This is a genomic window from Stenotrophomonas sp. BIGb0135 (assembly GCF_024810105.1).
In the GTDB taxonomy this organism is placed as follows: domain Bacteria; phylum Pseudomonadota; class Gammaproteobacteria; order Xanthomonadales; family Xanthomonadaceae; genus Stenotrophomonas; species Stenotrophomonas maltophilia_AB.
The window spans coordinates 608444-624238 of sequence record NZ_JANUDX010000001.1 but is presented as its reverse complement, the minus strand read 5'-3'; the positions used below and the strand labels follow the sequence as shown (position 1 = coordinate 624238).

At 67.3% G+C, this 15795-nt stretch carries 12 protein-coding genes; 3 read left to right on the top strand and 9 right to left on the bottom strand.

Annotated features, from left to right (window positions below; genetic code table 11):
• Window positions 1-28: 28 nt before the first annotated feature.
• A complete protein-coding gene (locus tag M2421_RS02810) occupies window positions 29-445 on the top strand; it encodes a hypothetical protein (RefSeq protein WP_259203086.1) in 417 nt (138 codons plus the stop codon).
• A 148-nt stretch (window positions 446-593) separates the two neighbouring features.
• On the opposite strand, the gene M2421_RS02805 is transcribed toward M2421_RS02810, so the two are convergent.
• The 4 genes from M2421_RS02805 to M2421_RS02790 all read right to left on the bottom strand — a co-directional run bounded on the left by M2421_RS02805 (window position 594) and on the right by M2421_RS02790 (window position 4710).
• A complete protein-coding gene (locus M2421_RS02805) occupies window positions 594-920 on the bottom strand; it encodes a hypothetical protein (protein WP_259203083.1) in 327 nt (108 codons plus the stop codon).
• 169 nt (window positions 921-1089) lie between these two features.
• The gene (locus M2421_RS02800) at window positions 1090-2913 is read right to left on the bottom strand and encodes a glycoside hydrolase family 15 protein (RefSeq protein WP_259203082.1); all 1824 of its coding nucleotides are present in this window, start codon (window positions 2911-2913) and stop codon (window positions 1090-1092) included.
• On the bottom strand, window positions 2910-3806 hold the full coding sequence (locus tag M2421_RS02795) for an SDR family oxidoreductase (RefSeq protein WP_259203080.1): 897 nt from the start codon (window positions 3804-3806) through the stop codon (window positions 2910-2912). Before M2421_RS02795 ends, M2421_RS02800 begins: the two co-directional genes overlap by 4 nt.
• Before the next feature lie 37 nt (window positions 3807-3843).
• Window positions 3844-4710, bottom strand: coding sequence for an SDR family oxidoreductase (locus M2421_RS02790; RefSeq protein ID WP_259203540.1), 867 nt, complete (start codon window positions 4708-4710; stop codon window positions 3844-3846).
• A 237-nt stretch (window positions 4711-4947) separates the two neighbouring features.
• Here M2421_RS02790 and M2421_RS02785 point away from each other — a divergent pair, with 237 nt between their 5' ends.
• Both M2421_RS02785 and M2421_RS02780 read left to right on the top strand, forming a co-directional pair.
• Window positions 4948-5232, top strand: coding sequence for a hypothetical protein (locus M2421_RS02785; RefSeq protein WP_259203079.1), 285 nt, complete (start codon window positions 4948-4950; stop codon window positions 5230-5232).
• Between the two features lie 510 nt (window positions 5233-5742).
• Complete coding sequence (locus M2421_RS02780) at window positions 5743-6099, top strand: YkgJ family cysteine cluster protein (RefSeq protein ID WP_310439318.1); 357 nt, start codon at window positions 5743-5745, stop codon at window positions 6097-6099.
• A 93-nt stretch (window positions 6100-6192) separates the two neighbouring features.
• On the opposite strand, the gene M2421_RS02775 is transcribed toward M2421_RS02780, so the two are convergent.
• The 5 genes from M2421_RS02775 to M2421_RS02755 all read right to left on the bottom strand — a co-directional run bounded on the left by M2421_RS02775 (window position 6193) and on the right by M2421_RS02755 (window position 15794).
• Window positions 6193-9798, bottom strand: a complete 3606-nt coding sequence (locus tag M2421_RS02775) for an autotransporter outer membrane beta-barrel domain-containing protein (RefSeq protein ID WP_259203077.1) — start codon at window positions 9796-9798, stop codon at window positions 6193-6195.
• 362 nt (window positions 9799-10160) lie between these two features.
• Window positions 10161-11342: a hypothetical protein gene (locus M2421_RS02770; protein WP_259203076.1), complete on the bottom strand. Its 1182-nt coding sequence runs from the start codon at window positions 11340-11342 to the stop codon at window positions 10161-10163.
• 129 nt (window positions 11343-11471) lie between these two features.
• Window positions 11472-12719 (bottom strand): arsenic transporter, encoded by a 1248-nt coding sequence (locus tag M2421_RS02765; RefSeq protein WP_259203074.1) that lies wholly within the window; start codon window positions 12717-12719, stop codon window positions 11472-11474.
• Between the two features lie 18 nt (window positions 12720-12737).
• The gene (locus tag M2421_RS02760) at window positions 12738-14006 is read right to left on the bottom strand and encodes an MFS transporter (RefSeq protein ID WP_259203073.1); all 1269 of its coding nucleotides are present in this window, start codon (window positions 14004-14006) and stop codon (window positions 12738-12740) included.
• A 357-nt stretch (window positions 14007-14363) separates the two neighbouring features.
• Window positions 14364-15794, bottom strand: coding sequence for a PepSY domain-containing protein (locus M2421_RS02755; protein WP_259203070.1), 1431 nt, complete (start codon window positions 15792-15794; stop codon window positions 14364-14366).
• Window position 15795 lies beyond the last annotated feature (1 nt).

Genomic DNA, 15795 nt, shown 5'->3' with positions numbered 1-15795 from the left:
CCCGTCATTGTTCCAGAGGAGAAGGGCAATGGCCGCTACCGTAAAAACCCCATCAGGCCCCAAGGTCTTGAGGATCGAAGCGATGCCGCTGGACTTCGGCGAGGCCGCCGTCGTGATCGAACTGGACGCCGAGCCGCCCAAGCGCTGGTTCAAGGCACTTAAACGGGAGATGACCTATTCAGAAGGCTTGGAGACGGCGTCGGCGAAGTTCGACGGCTGCTTTGTTTACCTCGTGGGGCTGGACACGTCCCTCGGGAGCGCTGTTCGCTGTGCGAGCCGATTGCTTGCCTCGGTGCAGGAGGGCCTTGAAGAGAAGGACACCGCGTTCCCGGAGGCGCCCGATCGGGGCGCTGACGGCGCTCGTCAATCGGCGGTTTCCCTGCATACGCCGCTTCCGGCGAGACGGATTAATGACGCCCCGATGGAGATGAGCAGCAGCGTGTGATTGGGCGCGTGGCCGACCGCAGCGCATGCTCACGCCGGGAAGGACGACGCTGAGGCGTCATCCGAGCGGGACCAGAATGCGACGTCCAAGGGAAGCACAGGACGGTGAGAATGGACGTCGAGGCCGAGGCCAGGACGTCCGCGAGCGGCTACCGGATTGCGATGGCCAGCGCCCGGTCAAACACGGGCAAGCGTGGGTTGAGCTGGATGTCCGGTGCCAACGGTGGCTGCGCGGTACGCCTGGAAGGCTCGCCAATCGCCGAGAGCCGCGCGTTGCTGACGGCGTGATGCGAGCCGCACTGCCCGCAGCGGAACAGCGCGCCACCGGGAAGCTCCATCAGGGAGCCGAAGGTTGACGTGGTGGTCGTGCTGCAATGGCCGCAGGCGACGGTCAGCGCGAGGATCCGCTCTACCGAGCCGGAAGAGGCATAGCTCGCTTCAAAGGAGCGGATGACAAAGGATGCTGAGGTGGGCATCGTTGCTCCTGAACAGGGGGGGGTGATCAGAGCATCTCCGGAAACCCGTGACGGGATTGTCGTGACGGGCGGCAGCGTTGGTCCGTCAACGCTGCGGTGCCGTTTGGAGCTGACACCAGTGGCTGGCCGGGAGCGCCAAGACGGCGGATTCAACCCACTGGCACCGGCTTCACTGGCCGTCTATCGCATAAGCGGCGTGCACCAGGGCCAGGTGGCTCAGGCCCTGTGGTGTGTTGCCGAGCCCCTGTTCCTGCTGGGGATCCCACATCTCCGGCATCAGGCCCACGTCGTTCTGGACGCGGGCCAGCAGCGCACCGAACAAGCGATTGGCTTCTTCCTTCTCGCCCAGCAGGCCGTAGGCCTCCACCATCCAGAACGCGCAGCTGATGAACGTGCCTTCGCAGTCCTGCATGCCGCTGTAGCGCCACAGCAGATCGCCGCTGTCATCGGACAGTTCGCGCCGCATGGCCTCTCGCGTTGAGATGAAGCGCTCCCGACGCACGTCGCCCAGGCCGAAGCGCGAGGCCAGCATCAGGCTCGCATCCAGACGATCGCTGCCGGCGTGCATCACGTAGCTCTGCTTTGCCTCATCCCAGCAGTGCGCGTCCACCCAGTCGAGGATGCGGTCCTTCTCGCGCTGCCAGCGCGGCAGACGGGCGGTGGTGATGTGACCGGCCTCAGCCAGCTCACAGGCCCGCCGCAGCGCCATCCAGCATTCCACCTTGGACATTGTGTAGTGCTGCGCGTCGCCCAGTTCCCAGAAGCCGCTGTCCTTGCGCATCCAGTTGTCGGCGCATTCGTCGGCCAGTTCAAAGAGCAGGCGGGCGGTGGTGGGATCCAGGATGTGGCCTGCCTCGATCATCCGGCTGGCCATTTCCAGCACGTCACCGTAGGCGCAGGTCTGCAATTGCTCGGCGGCGGCGTTGCCCACGCGGACCGGTTGGCTGTTGCGGTAGCCCGGCACGTCGATGCAGCGCTCTTTTTCGACCCGTTCGCCGCGCAGCGTGTAGCAAGGCGCGAGCCCGGGGCGGTGGCGGCCGATCGTGGTCATCAGCCAGCTGAAGCCGGCCTTGGCATCGGGCAGGGCACCGACGCGCAGGAAAGCCTTGATGACGTATGCGGCATCCCGCACCCAGGCGTAGCGATAGTCCCAGTTCTTGTCGCCCCTGATGCGTTCCGGCAGGGAGGCGCTCACCGCGGCGGCGATGGCGCCGGTCGGCGCAAACCACAGGAATTTGAGTGCCAGGGCCGAGCGGATGACCTCGGCGTGGCGGCTGGCGTCGCAGTGAAGGTCGTCCACCCACTGGCGCCATTCCCGATCCGAGCGGTCGATACGGGTATCGATATCGGCCAAGGGCGGCACCGGGAGCACTTCGTCCTGGGAGGCCAGCAGCGCGATGATGTCCCGGTCGCCGGTGCGTAGCGTCAGGCTGCCGCGGAGTTCCCGGTCGTCACAGGTGTCGATCTCCACGCGTTCGGAGTAGCGCAGCATCGTCATGACCGGGCCGGCGTGATGCACGCAGCCGTTCGGGGTGTCGCTCATCCAGGGCGTGCAGGTTCCGGCGCGCGTGCCGGGCTGGTAGAGCAGGTCGAAGGTGACCTCTCCCTCCAGGCCCTCCAGGCGGCGGGCCAGCTCGGACCAGGGCAGCCGCCCGGCGGGGCCGCTGTTGAGCGACTCGGTCACGCGGGCCAGGCCGGTGGCGGTGCGGACGTCGGTCTCCAAGACATTGCTGTTGTCGCGGTAGCGCCGCTGCACCTGCTGGACGTCGCGGGCTTGCAATACGAAGCGACCGCCGGCCGGGGCATCGAGCAGGCGGTCGAGCAAGGGCGGTGCGTCCATGCAGGGGGCGCACCACCAGTCGATGCTGCCGTCAGGGGCGATGAGCGCGCTGGAGCGCCCATCGCCAATGGCAGCGTAAGCGTGGATGGGCGCGTACCCGTCCGCGTCGCGCGTGGCAGGCACGCGCGTGGACTTGCGGGAGCCTGGGGTCACGGCAGCAGCATGCCGCCGGTGGCGCCGATCACCTCACCGGTGATGTAGCTCGATTCCTGGGTGGCCAGCAGCACGTAGGCCGGGGCCATTTCCACCGGCTGGCCGGCGCGCTTGAGCGGGGTCTGCGAGCCGAATTCCGGGATGGCCTCGGGCGGCTGGCCGCCAGCAGGCTGCAGCGGGGTCCAGACCGGGCCCGGGGCGACCGCATTGACCCGGATGCCGCGCTCGGCCACCTGCTGGGCCAGCGCCTTGGTGAAATTCACGATGGCGGCCTTGGTGGGCGCGTAGTCCAGCAGGTTGGGCGAGGGCTGGTAGGCCTGGATGGACGCGGTGTTGATGATGGTGGCGCCCGCCGGCAGGTGCGGGAGGGCAGCCTTGCACACCCAGAACAACGCGTGCACGTTGGTGCGGAAGGTGGCGTCGAATTGCTCGGTGGTGAGGTCGTCGATCTTCTCCACGGCCACCTGCTTGCCGGCGATGTTGGCCAGCACGTCCAGCCCACCCAACGCGTTGACCGCCTGCGCCACGAGGTCGCGGCAGAACTGCTCGTCCTGGAGGTCCCCGGGGATGGCAACGGCCTTGCGGCCTTCGGCTTCAATCAGCGCCACCACGTCGGCGGCATCTTTTTCTTCCTCGGGCAGGTAGTTGAGCGCTACGTCGGCACCCTCGCGCGCGAAGGCAATTGCCACGGCGCGACCGATGCCGGAATCGGCACCGGTCACCAGCGCCTTGCGGCCCTTCATGCGGCCCAAGCCCACATAGCTCTTCTCGCCATGGTCGGCCGCCGGGTTGAGCGCATGAACGGTGCCGGGCGGGGTCTGTACCTGCGCCGGGTAGGTCGGCTGCGGGAACTGGGTCAGCGGGTTCTGCATGTCGTATTGGTTGCGGGACATCATTGGAATCCTTGGGGGGAGGAGGGGGATCGAGGCCTTACAGGGTGACCGCGCCGCCGGAAACGGTGAGCAGTGCGCCGGAGGTGTAGCTGGCGCTGTCGGCGGCGAGCATCACGTAGGCCGACGCGAGCTCGGCCGGTTGGCCGGGGCGACCGAAGGGCGTCTGGCTGCCGAACTGCTCGACTTCTTCCGCGGCCATGCCGGCGGGAATGAAGGGGGTCCAGATGGGGCCCGGCAACACCGCGTTGACCCGGATGCCCTTCTCGGCGAGCAGACCGGCCAGGCCGATGGTGAGATTGGCGACCGCGCCTTTGGTGGCGGAGTAGGGCAGGATGTTGGGGGTCGGCTTCTTCGAGTTGACCGAGGCGGTGTTGATCACCGAACCGCCGTCCTGCAGGTGCGGCACGCACAGGCGGGTCAGGTTGAACACGGCATGCACATTGGTATCGAACGTCTTTCGCCAGTCGTCCAGGGTGATGTCGTCGAAGGATTCGTAGTAGCGCTGATACGCGGCGTTGTTGACCAGGATGTCCAGGCCGCCAAGTTCGCGGGTGACCTGCTGGATGAGTGCTTCGGCCTGGGCGTCATCACTGATGTCGCAGGGGCACAGCACTGCTTTCTGGCCTGCTTCCTCGATCAGCGCCGCAATGCTGGCCGCGTCCTTCTCTTCACCCTTTAGGAATGCGATCGCCACATCCGCGCCTTCGCGGGCGTAAGCGATGGCCACTGCTGCACCAATGCCGCTGTCTCCGCCGGTGATCAGGGCTTTCTTGCCCTGCAACAGGCCGTGGCCTACGTAGCTTTTCTCACCGTGATCCGGGCGCGGATCGAGCTTGTCGGTTTTGCCAGGGAATGACTGCTGCTGGGGCTTGAACGGCGGTTTTGGATATTTGGGCACGGGCATCGGCTGAGCCTTCATGGGATCGAAGAAGCTCCAGTGTGCGGATGCACGAGTAAACGTCGCGGCCCAGTGGCGTCGATGGGATGTGCAGGGTCTGCACCCGACGGAATGCTCGGTCGGGGCTTGGCAGGGCGGGGTTGAGCCCGTTGCTCCGAGCGGTTACGTGCACGAGCATTGCCATCGTCACTGATGTCCAAGTGACCTGCACTGGAGGGAATTGAAAAGAAGTTCACTCCGGCCTTGGGTTCGGCCTTACTGTTTGCGGCCTCGGTGATCGGCGTCATTCTTTGTGGCGTCGTCTTTCCCAAGGCCTTGTCGGCCACCGCAGACGCGGTGATCAGTCCGTGGATGCTCAACGGGCTGCTGCTGCCGGGCATCGCCGCTGTCGTGAGTGCGCCCTTTGGCTGGAGAGGCTGTATCAACTGGCGTGCCAGTCGAAAACAGCCCTTGGGGATGCGACTGCGTATCGGCGCTCCAGGGGGGCGTTGCTTCGTCGAGCGCGGTGTACCCGAAGGGCACACCTGATGGGTCCTTCAGGTCGCGCTGGCCGCGTCGCCAGGGGACGCCCTGTATTCTTCACAATTGCCGCTCGGGAAGCGTTCCATGTATTCGGCAAAACGGGCGCCCGAGATCGCCTGCCGTGTTCCGCATTTGGGGCACGTGAGCGCCGCCCCTCCGCCGTCGAACGCTTCCAGGCTGGGTGGCGCGGTGGCCCTGAAGATGTGTCGGCACGTGCTGCACTGGACCCGGACGAACTCGATCTCAGGTAAGGCATGCTGAGCGGTTTTCGTTGGGCTGCAGCACACTTCAAAGAGGTAGAACAGGCCAGTGTCTGGCATGGGTGTGTCCTTGACGACTACGGGTCACGGTGGAGCGAAGGACCGTCTGCTCGGCGCATGGTCTCACAGGGCTGGATGCTGAATGCGCGCCGCCCCCGAGCGCGGCGCAAGGGGCGTCATTGCGCCGGTCCCCCGCCTGGCCGGGCAACGGGTTGTAAAATGGTCCACCGTGAACGCGTGGCCGAGGCTCATCGCAATGCCCTATACGAACAGCGACGCACTAGAGCGGCTGCGCGATCAGATCCCGTCCTTCCGGTGCATCGTCGGCTGCCACGACTGCTGTGGCCCGGTCACCGTGTCGAGCGAGGAGATGGCGCGCCTGCCGGTGAAAAGCGAGGCCGAGCACGACGCTGCGCTGGCCGAACTCAGTTGCCCCTACCTGGGCAAGCAGGGCTGCGAGATCTACGCCGAGCGCCCGCTGATCTGTCGCTTGTTCGGGACCACCCCGCGTCTGCGCTGCCCCAATGGCCAGCGGCCGGTCTATATGATCGATGAGGCGGTGGAGGAGGAGATCCATCATTATCTTCGCAGCACGCGGCAGGTGCTGCTGTAGCCTGGCGGGCTTGAAAAGAAGGGCGCCACGTGGCGCCCTTCTGCAGTTCAGTGATATTGACCTACTGCGGCTTGATATGGCCGAGCAGAGAACTCACCAGGCGTACTTCACCCCCAACAAACCGCCATAGCTGCGGTAGTCCTGTGCGCCACGCCCGGCGCTGATCTCGCCCCAGGCGGTCAGGCTGCGGCTGAGCTGCAGCTGCACGCCGGCCTTGGCCTCGTACACATCGCGCGGCGCCGCTCCTTCCAGGCGGATGTCATCCAGCCACACGGCGTTGGCGCCGCCATGGCTGCGCAGCCAGTTCACGGCTGCGAACGGCTGCACGCGGTTGATGCCCTCCAGCGTGGTGTGACCGAACAGGCGCACCCCGACGCGGGTGCGCACGCCAACGGCATTGGCCTCGCGCACGTCGGTGCCGTTGGCCTCCACGTGATGGCCGCCGTCCATGCGGTAGTCGCTCCAGATCACCTGTGCCTGCGGCTCCAGGTACATGGCGCTGGCGCTGCCGCGATGCACGTTGAAGGCATAGCCGGTTTCCACCGATGCGCTGGTGCTGCGGCTGTCGTAACGCTCGGCGCGCAGGGCGTCGCCCTGGGTGGTGTTGCGGAAGCGCGCGATCTGCGCCCAGCTGTCCACGTACAGGCCTCCGTCGTTGGCGGCATCGCGCAGCCAGCTGCCGTAGACACCGGCGGCACGGCCCTTGACCCGGCCTTCGGCGGTATAGCCGGTAACCTGCGAACGTACGCGCGCGGTCGCTTCGCCGGTGCCCACCATCACGCCGGCCACGCCGCGGTCGTCGCGGCCCCAGCGGGTGAGGTCGGCACCCACCTGCAGCAGGTGCTGGCGGCCCTGACGGGCGAGCTGGTCATCGATGCGGCCACGGGTGTGGTCGGAGGTCACGCGGGCCCAGACGCCGCCCATCGTGTCGCCGTTCTTCTGGCGCTCGGCCAGGTTCGGCTCGCCCACACGCTCGTGCATCGTGAGGTCGAACATGCCGACGGCAGCGGCCTGGTTCGCGAGGTAGACGCCGCCTTCCGGGCGCTCGACCGGCGTGGGCACTTCGGGGTCCAGGCAGGCCGGGTTCTGCGGGTTGGCCAGGCACTCGTCGATGGGAGCCACCGGCAACTGCGAGCGCAGGTACCAGTCGCCATCGGTCGGATCGGTGCGGCCGCCCTGGTGGAGGAAGTACTCGTAGGCACCGCCCACGGCACGGCCCTGCAGCTGGTATTTGCCGGCGGAGACGCCATCCACCTGGACCAGCTGGATGCCGTCGTGGGTGAGCGCGCCGCGACCGCCGATGTTGTTCACCGCGATGCGCGCGGTGCCAGAGGTGTCGCCACGCACGTGCAGCCGGTCGGTGGGCGAGGTGTCATCGCCCAGCGCGGTGTTCATCGCCAGCAAGGCGTTGTCTGCATGGAAGTCGCCGTCCACGGTGACGGTCTTGTACTGGCCGTCGGTATGGTCGAAGGCGACCGTGGCGTTGCTGATGGACAGGCTGCCGATCTGCGAATCACCGGTCACGTCCCAGCGGCTGCCGTTGGCCAGCGAGAGATCGCCCACGGCATCGGTGGCGCCCTTCCAGTAGCTGTCGTGGTCGAGAGAGAGGGTGGAGGTGCGGTCGAGGGAGCCGTTGCCGTCGCTGTCGATCGCACCATCGGAGAAGCGAATGTCTCCGAGGGCCACTACGTTGCGTTCGAAGGAAACGGTGTTGGCGCGGTCCGAGCGGAACTCGGCCAGACGACCGTTGCCGCCTTCGATGCGGGTGCCATTGCTGGCGCGCAGGGTGGCCGCATCCAAGCCGAGGCCCGCCGACGCGGCGGCGTTGAGCGTACCGCCTTGCAGATCGATGACGCCGCCGTTCAGCGCGCGCGCGGCGTAGGCGCCAGCGCCTTCGGTGGTGACGGTCGTGCCCGAGGCCTGCAGGGAAGCTCCATCGACGGCATCCAGTCCGTGCGATGCCACGCCGCGGGTCGCCACAGCGGTGCTGCTCAATGTAGCCGTGCTGCCGGACCCCGAAGCCACCACGCCGCGTGCGGCATTGCCCTCGGTGAGAATGTGGACGCCGTCCAGGATCAACGCGTTGTTGCCGCCGTATGCTGCGGCACCCTTGGAGTTCTCACCGGTGGTGTGCACGCTGCCGCCTCTCATGCGCAACAACGAGCCATCACCTTCGACATCGACCCCATCGCCCCAGTAACCTGTGGTGGCGACGTCGGTGTTCTGCAGGCTGATCTGGCCGCCGGACGAGGCGACCACGCCGGCCGCGCCAAACGGAAGCCCACTGGCGTCGGCGGTGCGGTTGCCCGCGGTTTCGATACGCGCGTTGCTGACATTGGCGGTGCTGCCGCCCGCGGCCCAGATGCCGCGACTGCGGTCGCCGGCGGTGGTGATGCGGCCGCCGTCGATGGTTGCACTGGCGGTGTCGCTCAGCAGTACCCCGTGGGAATTTTCGGTGGTTGTCTGAATATTGGACCCGGCGACGTTCACCCGGGTACCGGCATTTCGCGCGGTGATGCCATTGGAATCGTTGGCGGTGAGGCTGGAGCTGATGATGTTCAACTCTGCTCCCGCCAGCGCGGCGGCACCATGGGCCCGGTTGCCCCCGACGACGGTGCTGTTGCTCAAGGTCACCACGGCATCGGCGCCGCGCGCGAACGCGCCGATGGAGCCAAGGCCGGAGGTGTTGATGGACAGGTTGTCGGCGTTGATCGTGCCTCCGGTGGAATAAAGGCCGTAGGCTTCCTGGCCGGTCGTGCTGACTTGGCCGCCTGCGAGGGTGATACGGCTCTCGGCGCTGTCCACGACGACACCGTGGGAGTTCAGCCCGGTGGTGGCGACGTTGGTGGAGGTGGTGTCGATGCGGCCCGCGCTGGTGGCATACAGGCCGTACGACCTTGCGCCGATGGTGCTGATGGAGGTGTCACGCACATCCACATGTGCACCATTGTCGGCGGAGACGCCATGGCTGTTGAGCCGGTCCGCGCGACCCGAACGAATGGTGGTGCCTTCAATGACCGCGTGGCCGCCCAACGTGGCGACAACGCCGGAGGACAAGGAATTGATGGTGCTTTCGCGGAGGTTCAACCGCGCGCCGGAGCCGCCGGCGAAGGCGGCCGGGCCATTGCTGTTGACGGTCACGCCGACGGCGTTGATGGAGCCGCTCGCGCCGGCCGTGCTGCTGCCGGCGAGCAGACCGACCGAGCCGCCCATGTTGGTGATGACGGTGCCCTGGCCAGCGCTGTCGCGGCCCAGGTTGACCACGCCATGGTCGGTCGCACGTACGCCATCGGCGTAGATCGCCGCCGTACTGATGCGGCCGCCGTTGAAGGTGACTTCACTGCCGGCGCCGGTGGCCTGCACGCCGCGCCCGTTGTTGCCGGTGGAGCTGAAGGTGACGCCTTCGGCCACAATCTGGCCGCCAGACACGGCGTTCAGGCCAGGCGACACGTAGCCCGACGTGGAGATGGTGCTGTTGTTCAGTTCGATGCGACTGCCGACGCCATCGGCGATGGCGCCGGAGGCCTGCTCGCCGCTGGTGGTCAGGGTCATGTCCGAGGCGATGATCGTGCCGCCGTTGATGGCGCTGACGGCATGGCCGAGATAGCCGGGATCACCCACGACGGTGTCACTGGTTGCATCGACATGGATGCCGTCGGCAACGATCGGCAACGCGGTGGCGGCGTTTGTTGCCGTCATCGCAAGTACCGAAGCGATGGCTAAAGACAGGACCCGCTGTACGGAGACGTCAGACTTCATCGTGTGCAACCTCGTAGTGTCGGCATTGACATGCCAGGAAGGGCGAGGTCGCAACGGTAGGCAGGGGGTCAATCGGACAACATGCAATTAGTTGTAAATGCGGTGACGGTCACAAAAATATTCATTGGCGATTCACATCCGTTTTCAATTAGGCCGGGATTGATCTTCGGCGTATATCGATGCGATAGGCTCTTTATATGTTCACCTCGGCCCCGCGGGCGTCATGAAATTCCAAGGCTCAACGCTTCAGCCGCCTGTCGCCGCAGTGATCGTCTTCCCATGGAGCCTCCCGCGCTGGCGACTTACAGCGACGCCGGTTGAACGATGTAGCGTTCCCAGTAGCCGGCAAGCTGGGCCCTCTTGCGCTCGCCGAGTTCGCTGCCGAGGGCCTGCTGTATCCCGGCCGCCTCTGCGCCACGCCCGGTACGGTGCAGCTCCCGTGCCGTTTCGAGCAGGGCCCGTTGGCGCACGGTGAGGTTGCCGAAGGGATCGAAGTAGGAATCCAGGCGCGCGACGTCGGTCACCCCGGTCCAGGTGAAGCGCGCGTCGCCCGCGTCTGCGGCGATGGCGCGATAGCGGTCCACCGCCATGGCGGGGGTAATGCGTGCTTCGAGCAGGTCCAGGCGTGTTTCCATCAGCCGGGCCTCGGGCGAGTCCTGTTCCGCCTTGAGTGCCTGCACGGTGTCGCGGACGAACGCGCGATCGATGTTGCCAGTGGCGGATTGGACGCCCAGAAGGTTGAAGCTGGCGACCGCCACCCGATAGTCACGGCGCTCCTGCTGGCGCACCTGCGCCTCGGTGGGCTTGCCGAGGCTGGACGGCTGGACGATGCGCAGGTCGGCGGCATCGGCGAGGATCGCTTCGATATCGCGCTTGTGGAACTCCCCGACCACCACTACCACCGTGCCGCCAGGATGCGCCTTCGCTGCTGCGGTCACCCGCTGGGCCTGCAGGTAGGTGCGATAGAGATACAGCCTGCGCGGCAGATCATCGGTTGCGCGCTTGGCCGGGGTCGCGGCCCACTGCGCGATGCGCGCCACGTTGCTGGCGTCGTCGGCGTGGAAGATATCCCGGGTGAGATGGCTCGGGGACGGGAACGAAAGGAACTGCTGGAATCCGCTGGCCGGGCGCAGTTCCGGCGCTGCGCCCAGGTCCAGGCCGAACCCGAGCCGGGCGTCCTCCACCGGCGGCTCCCAGTCGATGGGGCACAGGTCGATCCCGTTGCGCCGGGCGAAGGGGACCACGAGGTCCTGGACCTCGTAGGTGAACTCGTAATAGTCGTTGCGCGCGAAAGCCTCGGGCGAGCGCTCGATGCAGATCGCGTCGGGCTTGGCATGCGCCAGGAAAGCGGCAAGCAGGGCCGGCCGATCATTGCGGGCCACGAGCTGGGCCGCGTGGTCCACGCCCAGTACGATGACGGTTGTCTTTCCGTCCACTGGCCTGGATGCAGCTCCAGCCGCGCCAGACATGAGCAGCAACGCCAAGGAGAAAAACAGACGCTTCACACGCGCTCCTTCAATTCCATGTGAGTTCCAATCTAGCGCGCACGAGGCGCTGGCTTCCTGTGCCATTGGTTGTAGTCACGTGGGCCACGTCGACAGGCAACGACGTGGCTACAGAAGCCAGAGTGCGGCGAGCAACGCCGGCGGCATCACCAGGATGCCCAGGCGCAGGAAGGTCAGCGCACTCACGTCTTCGCCTTCGCGACGAAGCGCCACCAGCCAGAGCATGGTGGCGAGCGAGCCGGTCACCGACAGGTTGGGGCCGAGGTCCACGCCGATCAGCAGGGCGGCGCGGGTCTGCGTCGGCAGGTCGGCCATCTGGCCCAGCGAGCCGGCGACCAGGCCGATCGGCAGGTTGTTGGCCAGGTTGCTCAGCACGGCGGCCGCGCCACCGGCCAGCCAGCTGGCTTCACCGGGCGAGGTGCGTGCAAAGGCTTCCAGTGCGTCGGCCGCGAGGCGAATCACTCCGGTCTGCGCCACCGCCTCGACCAGCACGAACAGCCCGGCAACCAACGGCAGCACGCCCCAGGAGACATGCCGCAGGATCGCCAGCGGGCTGCGGCGCTGGCGCAGACGGATGATGGCCAGGGTGGCGGCACCGGCGCAGAAGGTGGTCAGGCCCAGCGGCCCGTTCATCGCCGAGGTGACCAACAGCACGCTGCCGGTGACACCGACGCCGATCGCGCACAGGCGTCCGCCATCGGACAGGGGCCGTTGGTCGGCCACGGCCGCCAGTGGCGGGGCGATCTGGCGCCGATGCGCCAGGCGCAGCACCAGGTAGGTGACCCCGATGGCGGCCAGCGAGGGCAGGGTGAACTGCCGCAGCCATGCGGCCAGGGAGGGCATGTGATCGCCGAAGACCACCAGGTTGGCGGGATTGGAAATGGGCAGCACGAAGCTGGCGGCGTTGGCCACGAAGGCGCAGACGAACAGATACGGCAGCGGGTTGGCGCGGGCGGCCTTGCAGGCGGCATAGACCGCCGGCGTGAGCACCACGGCGGTGGCGTCGTTGGACAGGAAGACCGTGACCAGCGTGCCCACCAGGAACACCAGGTCGAACAGGCGTTGTCCCGAGCCCTTGGCGTGCTTCACCGCGTACGCGGCCAGCCAGTCGAACAGCCCTTCCTGCCGTGCCAGTTCGGCCAGCACCATCATGCCGATCAGGAAGAGGTAGACGTCGGCCCCTTCGGCCACGGCGGCGATGGCTGCGTTCCATGGCAGCAGGCCGGTGACGGTCAGCAGCGCGGCCGCGCCCAGTGCCCAGGCGTATTCGGGAACGCGCCACGGGCGAAAGATGACACCGCAGGTGGCGACGGCGGTGACCGTCCAGATGATCAGGGACGTGGTTGGAATGTGCATCAATGGCTCGGGAAACACTCAAAGGCTGGCGTTGGACGCCGGTGTCGCGGGTTCGGCGGTGGTATCGCTGGCCTGGGGCCGGGTCTCGGGCATGGCCATGGCCAGGACGAAGGCCAGGGCAGCGATGGCCGCCAGGGTCAGGAACGCGACATCATACCCAGCGAACTGCACGATCAACCCGGCCAACCCCGGACTGAGGGCGGCGCCCAGCCCGAATGCGGTGGACACCGCGCCCAGGGTGACGTTGAAGCGACCGGTGCCCTGGGTCAGGTCACTGACGATGACGGGGAGCAGGGCACCGAAGATGCCGGCACCAATGCCGTCGAGCAGCTGCACGCCCAGCAGCCAGGCGGGCGCGTCGGACAAGGGATAGAGCACGCCGCGGATCGGCAGGATGAGGAACGCTGCCAGCAGCAGCGGCCTGCGTCCCCAGGCGTCGGCCCGGTGTCCGACCAGCAGCGCGGCCGGCACCATGACCAGCTGTGCCGCCACGATGCAGGCGGCGGTGAGCGTGGTGGCCAGCGCCGGGCTGGTCTGGGACAGTTTCTGGCCCACCAGCGGAAGCATCGCCGCATTGGCCAGGTGGAACAGCGCACAGCAGGCCGCCAGGGTCATCAACGTTCGGTTGTGCAGCAGCCGCAGGACCGAGACGGGCGCTGGCGCGTCCTGGCGGGGGGAGGGCAACCCGCGCGCGCGCTCGTGGTCGATGGCCGCCGCCGGAATCATCAGCACCGCCGCGATGCTGGCCAGCGTCATCGCCGCCATCAGGTAGAACACCATGACCGGCCCGCCCACATACGCCAGCCCGCCGGCCAGCACCGCGGCAACCGCGTTGCCTGCATGATTGAAGGTTTCGTTACGCCCCATGCGCCGTGCGAATACCCGCGGGCCGCCGATCCCCAGCGATATGGCCGCGATGGCCGGGGCGAAGACCGTGCCGGCGACCGCGCTCACCGCCTGGGTGATGGCGACGAGGGTGAACGACGTGGTCCATGGCAGCACCAGACAGCTGACGGTGACCAGCATCGCGGCGATCACGATCGTTGCCCGCTTGGCGCTCACCCGGTCGATCAATGCCCCTGCGGGCGTCTGCGCGACCAGGGCGGTGAGCCCGGCCACGGTCATGACCGCGCCGATGCTGGCCGGTTCCCACTTGTGCACCGCCAGCAGGTAGATCGCCAGGTAGGGCCCCAGTCCGTCGCGCACATCGGCAAGGAAGACGTTGACCGCGTCGAGCGCGCGATCCGGCGCGCGGGACGACTGCAGGGCGGGCGGCGATGGATTCACGTGCGCAGGTTTGATCGCGGGGTCGGCACGTTATGCGCGCGCGTCCGTGACGGCTGTGTGGCGCGGGGGAGTGTGCTCGCTGGCGACCGTTGTTCAGCGTTTGTGCACCGGCTGGATGGTCGCCATGCCGCCCTGTGGGCGTGGCGCCGAGGCGCTGCACCCGGCAAACAGACCCAGCGCATTCTCCCGGCGATTTGCTGTTGCAGGTTGGGCGGAAGGTGGTGGTCTGTGCAGGTAACGTTCAACGCAGCTCCGCCCATGGCTGCCGATCTCACGCAGCACGATCAGCGCATCATTCTTCGTGGCAGCCGCGCGCGCACCGCGTTGCTGGTGCTGGCAAGGGATTGCGCGGGCACGTCAATGGCGAACCGGACGCACAGCGCCCCACCCGCCGCTGACAATGAAATCGAGCACGCCCACCACCAGCAGCGACGCACCTACCAACGGGAACAGCACCCCGCCAACGCACAGCAGCACGAACACGATGGCCACCGTTCGCCGTTGCCTGGGCAATGCAGGCACGCCCATGCTGCCGATCGGCCGCCGCTTCCACCACATCACCGCGCCGCTGATGCACAGCATGAGGATCGCGGCGCAGGCGGTGAGCAGGAACAGGCGATTGACCGTGCCGTATTCCTGCCCCAGGTGCACGTTGATCCCCCATTCCAGCCCACGCCCCAGCGCGCCGTAATCGGCGTAGCCCATGTCCAGCAGCACGCGGCCGCTGTACTGGTCCAGGTGCACCACGCGCTGGCCTGCGAGGTCCTCGGGGTAGACCGAGGCGGTATACACGCCCATCGGACCGCGCGGCAGCGCCACGCTGTAACCGGGTACCAGGCCGAGGCCGTTGAAGCGTTGCAGCGCCGCGTCGATGCCGATGCTGCCGGGTTGGGCGGAGAGATCGCCCAGTGCGCCTCCGCCGTGCCCCTCGTGCCCGGCGTGGCTATCGGCGGGAGCGTGTTGGGCGTGGGGCAGGGAGGACACCGGCAGTTGCGCCTGCTGCAGCGACCAGGTGGGCGTGCTGGCGTCGGCCAGCCGCTGATGCGACATCGGCACCTGCACGCGCACGCCGGCCGGATAGCCGTAGTCCTGCCCGTTGGCCCACGCGTTGACCTGCTTGCCCCACACCACCGACCAAGGCATGCCGGTGACCGCGAGGAACAGCAGCACCAGCCCTACCCAGACGCCGGTCACCGCATGCAGGTCGCGCCAGAACAGGCGCTGGCCCGGCCGCCCACGCACCGTGCTGACGCCGCCTTTCCGCCCGCGCGGCCACCACAGGTAGACACCGGTCAACACCAGCAGGATGGCCCAGCCGGCGGCGATCTCGATCAGCGCACGGGCATAGTCGCCGAGCAGGTCCAGACTGTGCAGGCGGCGTACGACGCCGGCGAACGTGCCCTTGTCCGGCAGGTGCCCGAGGATGCGCGCCGAGGCGGGGTCGACGTAGTAGACCTCGCGCCGCCCGTTGGCCTCCAGCACACCGATTTCCACGCTGCCATCGCGGCGCTCCGGGGTGGTGTAGCGGAACACTTCGCCACGGGTGAGGGCAGTGACGGCGGCGATCTGGGCGCTGGGACGTGTGCGGGCGTGCCGCGGGTCCTCCACGACCTTGAGGTCATGGTGGACCCAGCGGTCTATCGGCTTCTGGTAGAGGTAGACCGCACCGGTCAGCGCCAGCCAGGCAATGAACGGCAGCACGAACAGCCCGGCATAGAAGTGCCAGCGCCACACCGCGCGGTAGAAGCGCCAGCGATCGGGCGACGGCGGCGAGGTAGCGGTATCCATG

Coding starts and splice junctions, on each gene's coding strand:
- M2421_RS02810 (WP_259203086.1), top strand. CDS start 29: ATGGCCGCTACCGTAAAAACCCCATCAGGCCCCAAGGTCTTGAGGATC.
- M2421_RS02805 (WP_259203083.1), bottom strand. CDS start 920: ATGCCCACCTCAGCATCCTTTGTCATCCGCTCCTTTGAAGCGAGCTAT.
- M2421_RS02795 (WP_259203080.1), bottom strand. CDS start 3,806: ATGTCCCGCAACCAATACGACATGCAGAACCCGCTGACCCAGTTCCCG.
- M2421_RS02790 (WP_259203540.1), bottom strand. CDS start 4,710: ATGCCCGTGCCCAAATATCCAAAACCGCCGTTCAAGCCCCAGCAGCAG.
- M2421_RS02780 (WP_310439318.1), top strand. CDS start 5,743: ATGCCCTATACGAACAGCGACGCACTAGAGCGGCTGCGCGATCAGATC.
- M2421_RS02775 (WP_259203077.1), bottom strand. CDS start 9,798: ATGACGGCAACAAACGCCGCCACCGCGTTGCCGATCGTTGCCGACGGC.
- M2421_RS02765 (WP_259203074.1), bottom strand. CDS start 12,719: ATGCACATTCCAACCACGTCCCTGATCATCTGGACGGTCACCGCCGTC.
- M2421_RS02755 (WP_259203070.1), bottom strand. CDS start 15,794: ATGGATACCGCTACCTCGCCGCCGTCGCCCGATCGCTGGCGCTTCTAC.